Below are 12620 nucleotides of genomic sequence, written 5' to 3'. Positions count from 1 at the left end.
CCGTCGTACGGCGCTTTAAGCTCAGTACTGCAAGACCTGTCCGCTGGGGCTGACGACGAACTTGCGCACCTCGGCAAAACCCGGTGGATCGAGTTCGGCCAAGGCTTGGAAGGGACGCTGGGGCAGGATGATCGCCCGTTCGGTACGCGTTGCGCCCGTATCGGCGGCTTGCCCGCCGAAAGGGTCCAGGGCGAAGACCTCACGCTCTGCCTTGCTGAACCAGCCAACTCTTTGTTCGCGCACGTCCTCGCTCTCCAGTACCTCCATGGTCCAAGCCAACACCCAGTCCTGCCCCTCGGTGCCGCCGGCGGCTTCCAGCATTCGGCGCAGCGAGCCGGCTTGTCGGGTATAGGTCGAGGAGTACATGGGGCCCACGTGAAAGCGCAGCAGGCGTTTGGGATGCAGGCAATTGAAGTCTTCGTCGAAGCCGCGGGCAATGGTGAGAAGCTTCAGGCCGGCCAGCGACTGAGCCATTAGGTGCTCCTGTACATCCGGCCAGCGAGCGAGGTCCTGGAGCAGCGCGATCTTGCCGCTATCCTCGACCTCGGCCAGGTAGATCACAGGCAGATTGACCTGGCTGTCGTAGGCGGCCCAATGCAGCATGAACCGGCGTCGCCCTTGGCCAGCATCGCCGCGCCATTCGCACTGCGGGTGATTCTGGGCCCAGAACAGCTGGCCCTTGGCAAGCTCCTCGTAATAGAGCCGCTGCGACAAGGCCTGCTGCAGTCGGGTCGGTGTCCTGCGCTCGCTCAGAATGGTACGTACCATCTGCTCCTTCAGCTGTGTGGCATTGGGCAGGTGGGCAAGGTGCTTGTGCGCCTGCAGCGCATCGTTCGCCATGTGCAGCAGTTCTGCGGCCAGCGGAAAGCCGCTGTTGTGACGGTCCACGGTCAAGTGGCTGGAGAGACGCCCGCTGTGCTGACCGCTGAACAGGTACTTCATGCTCAGCGCCTGGAAGCTGAAATTGAGCTGAACCAGATAGCCGGTTAGTACCTTCACCGCGTGCTTGTCGAGCTGCCCTTCGAGATGCATGGCGGCAGCGGCTCGCGTCAGATGCTTGAGAATCTGCTCGAACTTGCGGAAATAACGACGTGAGGCAAGGGGATCAGTCAGGTCGGCATGATCCAGACTAGGATCCGTCATCATGGTCTCTCTCTGGTTGCACCGAGCGGTTCGAGTTCTTGAGCGAAGCGCAGCCACTGACGAGGCATGCCCCCATCAGTGGCTTTAGAGACATCTCTTGCCGGCAGGCAGTGAAGGTCAGCCGACGTACAGATTCTTGTCGTGCTTCTCGACGATGGCCGAGAAGCGGCGCGCGAAGCGCTCGTCCGCCTTGGCCTTCTTCTCGAGCACTTCTCGGGCGAACACCATTTGGCCTTCGTGGGCCTCCAGCATGTCAGCCATTCTTTGATTCGTGGCGGCGCCGATCGCGGCCATTGCGGTTTGCGCTTCCTTATCGGTCTCGGTGCCGATTTCGTTGATGCGATGCGCAACGTCTTGCTGCTGGGCGGTCTTCAGCGATTTGGTCAGCGCATCGTAGAGCACCACGCGTTGCTGGGTGTCGGTCTGCAGCTTGTTGATCAGGACCTGTTGTGTCGCCGCCTGGTTCTGGAGGCTGTCGATCCAGGTCTTGCCCTTTTCGATATAGCGCTCCAAGGTCTGGGAGCGTGCGATCATGACCTGCTCGTCCTGAACCATGGCATTGTAGTCTTCGTTGATATCGGCCAGCTCGGTTTCCAGCCTGGCCCGCGCGGCGGCATCCTGCTCGACGGCGATCTTGTTTTCCAGTTCGACGATCCTGGGATCGAGGGCGAGGATGGCAGCGCGGACCTTTTCCAGTTCCTGAACCGTCAACTCCCGATCACCCAGGGTAGCGGCCAGATTGCGCTGCACTTTCTCACGCTGCTCCTCCAGCGTTTCGAGCTGATTCTGCAGCAAACTGACGATGACATCGGATTTGGCGATCAGATCCTGCAGCTTGTCGTCGATGCTCGCGGTACGAATACGCTCCTGGCGCATCGACTCGGATTTGGCCTTGCTGAAGAAACTGATGAAGCTCTCCCATCCGGTCTTGTTGCGCATCTCGTCGAAGTCCTTCGAGAAGGCGGCGGTGGTGTCGTCCAGTCCCATGATGAGTTCGGCGATATTGGCGTTCATCAGCTCGGTATGAGTGTGAACGTCGTCGAGGGTCGCGTTCTCGATATCGATGCCGGCATTCTCGCCAGCCTCGATCTTGCTGCGTGCGGCCTCCATGCGCGAGGTGACGGCAGCGATCTTGGCCTGCGAGTCCTTGACTTTGTCCTGGGATTCCTGAATCAACTTGTCGAACTGCGCGGAGCTCATGAATTCCTTTCCTTAAAGGGCGATGGGCGACCAGTGGGAGGGTGAGATTTATTGTTCTTTTACGTTTGGTGTCAAATCGTAAAAGCTGGCGAAAAACGGTGGTTTTCTGCTCCGCTTGCTCTGGGAAAAGCAGGTATTTCCCTGGGCTGCCGAACCGGAAGGAATCGAGAAGAAATGGACACTACGTCAAGATGACAGTAGAGACGCTGTGGCTTGCTCTTGAGTGTCGATAAGCCAAATTCTTACAGCGCTGTGGACAATATCTTACAAACTAGTACTAATTTAGCGTACAAGAACAGCAGAGACTTCGTACAGCGGAATGGAATTCCCATGGTCCCGCTGTACCTCGGTCTGCCCGATGAAGGGCGATTGGCGCCGTCAGCGGAACACTGCTCTCATGGCTATCGTCGCTGGAAGGATCCATTGCCGCCTCCGGCCTGGAACGGGGCGGCTTCCTCAGTTGATTTAAGCCGAGGTCGCCGGTAGCGCGGCCTCCAACGCGAACTCAACGTTGATGCTCTGAGTGGAACCATGGCATAAGCTAAAGGCGAGGTGAGTGAAGACTCACCAGGCCGGGCGATCTTTCCGGCATGTCATCGTGGTGCCGGACGAGATGGATAGCGCCCAGAGACGAGATCGCCTGACGCAGAGAGATGCCCATGTCCTACTTCACCATCGCCGGGGTGCAGATGCAGGCCCCGCATCACGGCGACAATACCGAGGCCATGCGCCACCGGGTCGATGTGCTGATGAGCCGCTTCCCCCAGGTGCAGATGGTCTTGTTCAGCGAGCTGATGCCGCTGGGTGCCTCGCCGCACCATGCCCACCCGCTACCGAGCCACATCGAGCAATTCTTCTGCCAGTTGGCAGAGCAGTACCGCATCTGGCTGATTCCCGGCTCGATGTTCGAGCGTACCGAGCACGGTATCTACAACACCCTGTCGGTGATCGATCCAAGCGGGCAGGTAGTGGCGCGCTACCGCAAGATGTTCCCCTTCCGCCCCTACGAGGCCGGCGTGGAGAGCGGCAGCGAGTTCGTCCTCTTCGACGTACCCAACGTCGGCCGCTTCGGCGTGTCGATCTGCTACGACATGTGGTTTCCCGAGACCACCCGGACCCTCGCGGCCATGGGCGCCGAGGTGATTCTCCATCCGACCATGACCGATACCATCGACCGCGACATCGAACTCTCCATCGCCCGGACCAACGCCGCGGTCAACCAGTGCTACTTCTTCGACATCAATGGCGCGGGTGCCATCGGTAATGGTCGATCGATCGTCGTGGGGCCTTCGGGCGACGTCATTCACCAGGCCGGCTCGGGCGAGGAGATCATGCCGATCGAAGTGGATTTCAACCGCGTCCGGCGCGAGCGCGAGACCGGCCTACGTGGCCTGGGGCAGCCGCTCAAGAGCTTCCGCGACCGCCAGGTGGATTTCTCCATCTATCGCTTCGAGCACGGCCCCTCGCCGTTTCTGGCCAGCCTGGGGCCGCTGGCCAAGCCGCAGCGCACCGATATTGAGGAGTATTGACCGTCAAGGAGGTCGCCATGTGGGAGTCCCTGGTTCACCTGATACAGCGATGCTTCCAGCCGCCGGGCTCCACCCAGGTATCGGTCGCCGGCCCGGGGCGTGCCGATATCACCCCTACCGTCATCGATGGAGCGAGAACAATGAAAATCAACAACATTGCCGACGTTCGCCGCCATTTTCGCAACAACCAGGAGCCGGTCTACTTCATCTCGGCTACCAACTTCAACCTGCTCGGTATCGGTGACTGGGTAGGCAACTTCCGGCACATCAACTACATCGACTGCTTCGATGGTCAGCAGCGCAACGTCTTCGTGCCCAAGGAGAAGTTCCCGCGCGACTTCGAGAGCATCGAAGACATCAACAACTACCTGCTCGAGCACAAGGAGGTGATCGATTTCATCCAGTCGCGAGCCTCTGGCGAGAATGCCGGGGTGGCCGCGTTCCTGATGTTCGACGAGCATACCGAGGAGATCTGCCGGCAGCTCGGCTTGCGCGTCGCCTTTCCACCGGCGGCACTGCGCAGCCGAATGGACAACAAGATCGAGACGGTGCGTATCGGCAACAAGGCCGGGGTGCCCAGCGTGCCCAACGTGCTGGCCAAGGTCGGCAGCTATCGGGAACTGCTCGAGGTCAGCCGTGAGCTGGGCGATGACCTGGTCGTGCAGACCGCCTACGGCGACTCCGGCCACACCACCTTCTTCATCGCCAGTGAAGAGGATTACTACAAGCATGCCGAGGAGATCGAGGCCGAGCCCGAGGTCAAGATCATGAAGCGCATCAACTGTCGCGGCTCGGCCATCGAGGCCTGTGCCACCCGCTGCGGCACCGTGGTGGGCCCGTTGATGACCGAACTGGTCGGCTTCAAGTCGCTGACGCCCTACAAGGGTGGCTGGTGCGGCAACGAGATGTTCGCCGGCGCCTTCAGCCAGGAGATCCGCGACAAGGCCCGCGAGTACACCTTCAAGTTCGGCGAAGCCCTGCGCGAAGAGGGCTACCGCGGCTATTTCGAACTCGACTTCCTGATCGACATGGACAACGGCGAGGTCTACCTGGGAGAACTCAACCCACGCGTCACTGGCGCCAGTTCGTTGACCAACGTGGCGGCCTTCGCCCACTCCGATATCCCGCTGTTCCTGTTCCACCTGCTGGAGTTCTCCGACGTCGACTTCGATCTCGACATCGAGGAGATCAACGAGCGCTGGTCGCATCCCGACAGCGTCGACAGCTGGAGTCAGTTGGTCATCAAGCACACCGACGAGAGCGTCGACCTGCTCACCCGCGCGCCCCGTACCGGTGTGTGGACACTGGGCGAGGACAACCGGATCGCCTACGACCACTACAGCTACCATCCCCATGCCGCCGAGAACGAGCGCGAGGCCTTCTTCCTGCGTATCAGCGGGCCGGGCGACTTCCGCTACGAGGGCGCCGATCTGGGCATCCTGATCACTCGCGGCCGCCTGATGGATGACGATTTCCAGCTCACCGAGCGGGCCAAGGCCTGGATCGAGGGCATCCGTGGCGAGTATGCCGGCCAACCGCTGCAGGACCCGGTGGTGGAGGAGGTCGCCGTGAATCACGCCATCGGCGGCGGCAATTTCAAGATCCTATGAACGGCGGAGCCAAACGGCATCACGAGGCGCGGCGGGTCGAGATGGAGAAAGTGCTGGTCTTTCGTACCTTGCACGAGGAGACGCCTGGCTCCAAGTGGCGGTCGCTGTTCGACTACCACTGGCCGGCCTACGAGGCGTGGTACCTCTCTGAGGGGGAGCGTGAGCGGCCGGGCTACCTGAGCTGCTACAACGCCCTGCGCCAGCACATGCCGGAGCTGCTGGAGACTTACCGGGCACTGTGCGAGCTGGCCGGCGGTGGCGACCTGGCGGCGCGCTTTCTCAGTCTCTACCAGCCGCCGCCGTACATTACCGGCTGCTCCCAGGCGGTGCTGGCACGCCCTGGCGCGCCCCTGCTGGCGCGCAACTACGACTACCCGCCGGAGCTGTGCGAGGGCACCGTCCTCTATACCCGCTGGAACGGGCGCGGCGTGATCGCCATGACCGATTGCCTGTGGGGCGTGCTGGATGGCATGAACGAGGCCGGTCTCGCCGTGTCGCTGGCCTTCGGCGGGCGCAAGGCGGTGGGCGAGGGCTTCGGCGCCCCCATCATCCTGCGCTACCTGCTGGAGTTCTGCGACAGCGTGCCCCAGGCCGCCGAGGTGCTGGCCCGGGTGCCGACCCACATGGCCTACAACATCACCCTGACCGATGCCGCGGGGCGCTACGTCACGGCGATGATCGCCCCCGATCGTCGGGCCAGCATCCGCCGGGTGCCGGTGGCCACCAACCACCAGAAGAAGATCGAGTGGTACGCCCATGCGCTGGCTTCGGAGACGCTGATCCGCGAGCGCCAGCTATCGATCCTGGTGGACGATCCGGCCACCACCGAGGCGCGCCTGCTCGAGGCCTTCGCCGCGCCGCCGCTGTTTCGCCGTGACTATGCGCGTGGGCTCGGCACCATCTATACCGCGGCCTATTGGCCGGTGACGGGACGGGTGAGCTACCGCTGGCCGGGGGAAACCCTCGACCTGGCCTTCGATCATTTCGCTGAGAAGCAATTGAGGGTCCGTTACGGCCCCAGATAGCCGGTATTGGCGGCGAGCGTCGTCGCCGGAAGAAAGACAATGAACAACGATGGAAAGGGTGTCGCCATGCATGAGAGCAGCCATACCGAAACGCCCTATACCGCGCTGGGCTTCTATCACAAGATTTCCCAGCTTCGCGCCGACACCTGGAACGCGCTCAAGCGCGACCTGGGACAGCTGGTGCGACTCAACGACGAGAGCCGGGCGCGCAACCTGATCAAGGCGATCGACGTCAAGCTGACGCGGCTCGAGATCATCGAGGACTACCACGCCTTTCCCTCCAAGGAGGACTTCCGTCATCTGTGGTCGCTGTTCGACCGCGAGGAGTACGTGCTGCTGGAGAAGGTGGTCAAGCGGCTGGTGCGGGCGCTGATCAGCGAATCCTATCGGCGTCGTCACGTCGACCTCTCCGAGACCGATGCCGACGCCGAGGATCTCGAGACCCTCGATGCCCTGGCGCAGCTGCGCCACGGGCACCCGGCCTCCAACAGCTCGGCGCAGCCCTATTTCGAGCTGCTGATCGTCGACAACCTTTCGGCCCAGGAGGAAGAGGTGGTGCGCGAGGCGTTCCACAGCCTGCGCCGGCCCGAGGACCGTTTCGTCTACGACGTGGTCACGGTGCGCAGCTTCGAGGATGCGTTGATCGCCGTGCTGGTCAACCCCAACATCCAGGCCTGCCTGATCCGCTACGAGTTTCCCTACAAGTCCAAGTACAACCTCAGCGCCCTGCGCAACTACCTGGAAGGGCTCTCGGAGCAGGAGCTGGAGCACCAGTCCGAGGCGGAGCGCAGCATCTTGCTCAGCTCGATGATCCATGAGCTGCGCCCCGAGATCGATCAGTTCCTGGTCACCAGCGGCGACGTGGAGGCCACGGCGAGCCGCGACATTCGCCACTTCAACCGCATCTTCTATCGCGAAACCGACTACATTGAGCAGCACCATACCATCCTGCGTGCCATCGACAGCCGCTATCGCACGCCGTTCTTCGATGCCCTGCGCGAGTACAGCAAGAAGCCCACTGGGGTGTTCCACGCCATGCCCATCTCGCGGGGCAAGTCGGTGACCCGCTCGCACTGGGCGGGGCACATGATCGATTTCTACGGTATCAACATCTTCCTCGCCGAGACCTCGGCGACCTCGGGTGGGCTCGACTCGCTGCTGCAGCCCTACGGGCCGATCAAGAAGGCTCAGGAGTATGCCGCCCGGGCCTTCGGTGCGCGCCAGAGCTTCTTCGTCACCAACGGCACCTCGACGGCCAACAAGATCGTGGTGCAGGCGCTGGTCAAGCCGCGAGACATCGTGTTGATCGACCGCGACTGCCACAAGTCGCACCACTACGGCATGGTGCTGGCCGGTGCCCACGTCAGCTACCTGGACTCCTACCCGCTCAACGACTACTCGATGTACGGCGCGGTGCCGCTGCACGAGATCAAGAAGACCCTGCTTGCCTACAAGCGCGCCGGTCAGCTTCACCGGGTCAAGATGTTGCTGCTGACCAACTGCACCTTCGACGGCGTGGTCTACAACGTGCGCCGGGTGATGGAGGAGTGCCTGGCGATCAAGCCCGACCTGGTGTTCCTATGGGACGAGGCGTGGTTCGCCTTCGCCACCTTCAACCCCACCTACCGGCCGCGCACCGCCATGCACGCCGCGCGTACCCTGCGCGACCGCTACCGCAGCGAGGCCTACCGCGAGGAGTATGCGGCGTGGAAGGCGGAGTTCGACACACTCGATCCCGACGACGACGCTACCTGGCTCGACCGTCGGCTGATGCCCGACCCCGAGGCGGTGCGCATCCGCGCCTACGCCACCCATTCCACCCACAAGACCCTGACCTCGCTGCGCCAGGGCTCGATGATCCACGTCTACGACCAGGAGTTCCGCCAGCGCGTGGAGGCCCCGTTCCACGAGGCCTACATGACCCACACCTCCACATCGCCGAACTACCAGATCCTCGCCTCGCTCGACGTGGGCCGCATGCAGGCCGAGATGGAGGGCTTCGAGCTGGTCCATGCCCAGGTGGAGGCGGCGCTGTCGCTGCGCGAGCAGCTCTACACCCATCCGCTGCTGCAGAAGTACTTCCGCGTGCTCAAGAACAGCGACATGGTGCCCGCCGAGTATCGCGAATCGGGGTCGAGTCCTACTACGACCCGGTGACCGGCTGGAACCAGATGGAGGAGGCCTGGGCGCGGGACGAGTTCGTGGTCGACCCGACCCGAGTGACCATCGCCATCGGCAACACCGGGGTCGACGGCGACGCCTTCAAGAACGAATACCTGATGAACAAGTACGGCATCCAGATCAACAAGACCTCGCGCAACACCGTGCTGTTCATGACCAACATCGGCACCACCCGTGGCTCCATCGCCTATCTGCTCGACGTGCTGATCAAGCTGGCCAAGGAGTTCGAGTACCGTTGGGAGGAGAGCAGCCGGCCCGAGCGCAAGATCATCGAACGCCGGGTGCATTCGCTGACCCAGGAGCTGCCGCCGCTGCCTGATTTCAGCCGCTTCCACGACGCCTTCCGCCAGTGCCCCGAGACCCCCGAGGGCGACATTCGACGTGCCTACTTCCTCAGCTACGACGAGGAGAACACCGAGTACCTGCGCTTCGACAACGGTGAACTCCAGGCCGAGATGCGAGCGGGCCGTGACGTGGTCTCGGCCAGCTTCGTGATTCCCTACCCGCCGGGCTTCCCGGTGCTGGTGCCGGGGCAGGTCATCAGCGAAGAGATCCTCCACTTCCTGCAGGCGCTCGACGTCAAGGAGATTCACGGTTACCGGCCGGAGCTGGGCCTGATCGTGTTCACCGAAGAGGCGCTGGCCGCGCCGCCGGAGACCTGAACGCCGCGCGCAGAAAAAAACGCAACTTAGCCATGGAGGACAAAAAAAAGCGCACTTGCCCTGCTGGTTAACGAAAAGTCCCGCCCTGGGTTTGCCCTTACCCTGTACCCATCGAGCAGCCGCCGGCTGCTCTATCGTTTTGCCACAGCCGGCCCATGAGTGAGGGCCGATGTCAGGGGAGGTGCCCATGAAACTGTCCAACACGCTGGCCGCACGGCTCGAAGATCCGCGCCTGTTTCGCGAGCATGCCTACGTGAACGGCAAGTGGACTCACGGCGATGGCGGCCGTGAGGAGACGGTCTTCGACCCCGCCACCGGCGAGGCCATCGGCTACATTCCCTGGCTCGAGGCGCACCAGATCCGCGAGGCGGTGGACGCCGCCGATGCCGCTTTCGCTCACTGGCGCGCGCTGCGCGCCGACGAGCGCGCCGAGCGCCTGCTGGCCTGGCACGACCTGCTGCAGGCCAACCGCGAGGATCTCGCCACCATCATGACCCTGGAGCAGGGCAAGCCGCTGCCCGACGCCCGCGGCGAGGTGGAGTACGGCGCCAGCTTCGTGCGCTGGTTTGCCGAAGAGGGCAAGCGCACCTTCGGCGAGACCATTCCCAGCCACATCCCCAACGCCGCGCTGGGCACGCTCAAGGAGCCGGTGGGTATCGCTGCGCTGATCACGCCGTGGAACTTCCCGCTGGCGATGATCACCCGCAAGGCCGCCGCTGCCCTGGCTGCCGGTTGCCCGGTGATCGTCAAGCCGGCCGGCGAGACGCCGTTCTCGGCGCTGGCGCTGGCCGAGCTGGCCGAGCGCGCCGGCATTCCGGCGGGCGTGTTCAACGTGGTGCTGGGCGAACCCGCCGAGGTTTCGAAAATTCTGTGTGCCGAGGAGCGTATCAAGGCGCTATCCTTCACCGGTTCCACCCGGGTCGGCCGGCTGTTGCTCGAGCAGAGCGCGCAGACGGTGAAGCGCGTCTCGCTGGAGCTCGGCGGCAACGCGCCGTTCATCGTCGGCCCTGACATGGACCCCAAGGAGGCGGCCTTCGCCGCGGTGGCGGCCAAGTTCCAGACCGCCGGCCAGGACTGCCTGGCGGCCAACCGTATCCTGGTGCACGAGTCGATCCACGACGAGTTCGTTGAATACTTCGCCGAGCGCATGGCGGCGCTGACCGTGGGCAACGGCATGGAGAGCGAGGTCGACCTGGGGCCGCTGATCCATCGCCAGGCGGTGGACAAGGCGGCGGCCATCGTCGACGACGCCATCTCGCGTGGAGCCACGCTGGTGGCCGGCGACCAGACTCGCGCGCCGGGCGACAACTTCTTCATGCCCACGCTGCTCACCGGCGTGACGCCCGAGATGAAGGTGTGGCGCGAGGAGAACTTCGCCCCGGTGGCCGGTGTGACCGCCTACCGCGACGACGACGAGGTCATCGCCATGGCCAACGACACCGAGTACGGCCTGGCGGCCTATGTCTATACCCACGACATCCGCCGCATCTGGAAGCTGCTGCGGGCGCTGGAGTACGGCATGGTCAGCGTCAACTCGGTGAAGATGACCGGCCCGCCCGTACCCTTCGGCGGCGTCAAGCAGTCGGGGCTGGGGCGCGAGGGCGGCATCACCGGGATCGACGAATATCTCGAGACGAAGTACTACTGCCTGGGTGCCTTGGGCTCCGTATCGGGTAGCTAGTCATAATTGAATTTGAACATCTCCCCGCCGCGGCGGGGACCTGAAGAAGAGAGAGCATCATGAGCCAGCAGCACCGCGATCTGATCGAGCGCGACCGCAAGGTCACCTTCCACGCCTCCACCCACCTGCGCGACTTCGCCCATGGCGACGCGCCGGGCCGGGTGATCACCGGCGGCAAGGGCATCCACATCGTCGACAAGGACGGCCGCGAGTTCATCGACGGCTTCGCCGGGCTGTACTGCGTCAACATCGGCTACGGCCGCACCGAGGTGGCCGAGGCGATCTACCAGCAGGCGCTGGAGCTCTCCTACTACCACACCTACGTGGGCCACTCCAACGAGCCGCAGATCGCGCTCTCCGAGAAGATCATCGAGCTCGCCGGGCCCGGCATGTCCAAGGTCTACTACGGCCTCGGCGGCAGTGACGCCAACGAGACCCAGCTCAAGATCGTGCGCTACTACAACAACGTGCTCGGTCGCCCGCAGAAGAAGAAGGTCATCTCGCGCCAGCGCGGTTACCACGGCTCCGGGCTGGCCACCGGCTCGCTGACCGGCCTCAAGGCGTTCCACGATCAGTTCGACCTGCCGCTGGCCGGCATCCTGCACACCGAGGCGCCGTACTACTACCACCGCGCCGCCGAGCAGGAAGGCATGAGCGAGCGCGAGTTCTCCCAGTACTGCGCCCAGAAGCTGGAAGAGATGATCCTGGCCGAAGGCCCCGACACCGTGGCCGCCTTCATCGGCGAGCCGGTGCTCGGCACCGGCGGCATCGTGCCGCCGCCGGAAGGCTACTGGGAAGCAATCCAGGCGGTGCTGGCCAAGTACGACGTGCTGCTGATTGCCGACGAAGTGGTGTGCGGCTTCGGTCGCATTGGCGCCGACTTCGGCAGCCACCACTACGGCATCAAGCCCGACCTGATCACCGTTGCCAAGGGCCTGACCAGCGCTTACCAGCCGCTCTCCGGCGTGATCGTCGGCGACCGCGTGTGGAGCGTGCTGGAGCAGGGCACCGGCCAGTACGGCCCCATCGGCCACGGCTGGACCTACTCGGGCCACGCCTTGGGCTGTGCCGCAGCGCTGGCCAACCTGGCGATCATCGAGCGTGAGGGGCTGACCCAGAATGCCGCCGAAACCGGCGCCTACCTGCAGCAGCGGATGCAGGCCGCCTTCGGCGACCATCCCATCGTCGGCAACGTGCGCGGCGTGGGCATGCTGGCCGCGCTGGAGTTCTCCGTCGATCCAGCCAGGCGCGCGCACTTCGATGGCGCGCACAAGGTCGGCCCGCGCATCGCCGCGGCGGCGCTGGACGAGAACCTGATCGCCCGCGCCATGCCCCAGGGCGACATCCTCGGCTTCGCGCCGCCGCTGATCGCCACCCGCGCCGAGGTCGACGAGATCGTCTCCCGCGCCGAGCGCGCGGTGAACAAGGTCACCGACCAACTGGTCCGCGAAGGCGCCGTCAAGGCCACCATGTCGGTCGGCTAATCCGGCCAAGCTGAACCCAAAGGCCGCGGGGCTCGAACCCGCGGCCTTTTTCTTGGCCCTTGCCGGCAACCTTTCCTAGTCTGGAAACACCTCATCCTTGCAACG

General features: G+C 63.7%; 9 protein-coding genes. 7 read left to right on the top strand and 2 right to left on the bottom strand.

Features of this window, described 5'->3' with window-relative positions; translation table 11 throughout:
- Positions 1-21: 21 nt before the first annotated feature.
- Both EKK97_RS17875 and EKK97_RS17870 read right to left on the bottom strand, forming a co-directional pair.
- Entirely contained in the window at positions 22-1146 is a 1125-nt protein-coding gene (locus EKK97_RS17875; protein WP_201296913.1) for a hypothetical protein, read from the bottom strand.
- A 114-nt stretch (positions 1147-1260) separates the two neighbouring features.
- Positions 1261-2343 (bottom strand): hypothetical protein, encoded by a 1083-nt coding sequence (locus tag EKK97_RS17870; protein WP_159553938.1) that lies wholly within the window; start codon positions 2341-2343, stop codon positions 1261-1263.
- 659 nt (positions 2344-3002) lie between these two features.
- Between EKK97_RS17870 and EKK97_RS17865 the strand changes: the two genes are divergently transcribed.
- From EKK97_RS17865 to EKK97_RS17840, 7 genes are all read left to right on the top strand, one after another.
- Positions 3003-3872, top strand: a complete 870-nt coding sequence (locus tag EKK97_RS17865; RefSeq protein WP_201296912.1) for a carbon-nitrogen hydrolase family protein — start codon at positions 3003-3005, stop codon at positions 3870-3872.
- A gap of 17 nt (positions 3873-3889) precedes the next feature.
- A complete protein-coding gene (locus EKK97_RS17860) occupies positions 3890-5482 on the top strand; it encodes a biotin carboxylase (protein WP_234286745.1) in 1593 nt (530 codons plus the stop codon).
- Positions 5479-6507, top strand: a complete 1029-nt coding sequence (locus EKK97_RS17855) for a C45 family autoproteolytic acyltransferase/hydrolase (RefSeq protein ID WP_159553934.1) — start codon at positions 5479-5481, stop codon at positions 6505-6507. Before EKK97_RS17860 ends, EKK97_RS17855 begins: the two co-directional genes overlap by 4 nt.
- Before the next feature lie 39 nt (positions 6508-6546).
- Complete coding sequence (locus tag EKK97_RS17850) at positions 6547-8664, top strand: PLP-dependent aminotransferase family protein (protein ID WP_236551277.1); 2118 nt, start codon at positions 6547-6549, stop codon at positions 8662-8664.
- The gene (locus tag EKK97_RS24980; protein WP_236551276.1) at positions 8661-9350 is read left to right on the top strand and encodes an Orn/Lys/Arg family decarboxylase; all 690 of its coding nucleotides are present in this window, start codon (positions 8661-8663) and stop codon (positions 9348-9350) included. Before EKK97_RS17850 ends, EKK97_RS24980 begins: the two co-directional genes overlap by 4 nt.
- Before the next feature lie 187 nt (positions 9351-9537).
- On the top strand, positions 9538-11031 hold the full coding sequence (locus EKK97_RS17845) for an NAD-dependent succinate-semialdehyde dehydrogenase (RefSeq protein WP_159553932.1): 1494 nt from the start codon (positions 9538-9540) through the stop codon (positions 11029-11031).
- A gap of 59 nt (positions 11032-11090) precedes the next feature.
- The gene (locus tag EKK97_RS17840; protein WP_159553930.1) at positions 11091-12515 is read left to right on the top strand and encodes an aminotransferase; all 1425 of its coding nucleotides are present in this window, start codon (positions 11091-11093) and stop codon (positions 12513-12515) included.
- The last annotated feature ends 105 nt before the right edge of the window (positions 12516-12620 follow it).

The sequence above is a fragment of the Billgrantia tianxiuensis genome (assembly GCF_009834345.1).
GTDB lineage: Bacteria > Pseudomonadota > Gammaproteobacteria > Pseudomonadales > Halomonadaceae > Halomonas > Halomonas tianxiuensis.
Note: the sequence above shows the minus strand (reverse complement) of the source record. Positions and strands in the feature narration are given on the sequence as shown.

Coding starts and splice junctions, on each gene's coding strand:
- EKK97_RS17840 (WP_159553930.1), top strand. CDS start 11,091: ATGAGCCAGCAGCACCGCGATCTGATCGAGCGCGACCGCAAGGTCACC.
- EKK97_RS17865 (WP_201296912.1), top strand. CDS start 3,003: ATGTCCTACTTCACCATCGCCGGGGTGCAGATGCAGGCCCCGCATCAC.
- EKK97_RS17850 (WP_236551277.1), top strand. CDS start 6,547: ATGAACAACGATGGAAAGGGTGTCGCCATGCATGAGAGCAGCCATACC.
- EKK97_RS17870 (WP_159553938.1), bottom strand. CDS start 2,343: ATGAGCTCCGCGCAGTTCGACAAGTTGATTCAGGAATCCCAGGACAAA.
- EKK97_RS17860 (WP_234286745.1), top strand. CDS start 3,890: ATGTGGGAGTCCCTGGTTCACCTGATACAGCGATGCTTCCAGCCGCCG.
- EKK97_RS17845 (WP_159553932.1), top strand. CDS start 9,538: ATGAAACTGTCCAACACGCTGGCCGCACGGCTCGAAGATCCGCGCCTG.
- EKK97_RS17855 (WP_159553934.1), top strand. CDS start 5,479: ATGAACGGCGGAGCCAAACGGCATCACGAGGCGCGGCGGGTCGAGATG.
- EKK97_RS17875 (WP_201296913.1), bottom strand. CDS start 1,146: ATGATGACGGATCCTAGTCTGGATCATGCCGACCTGACTGATCCCCTT.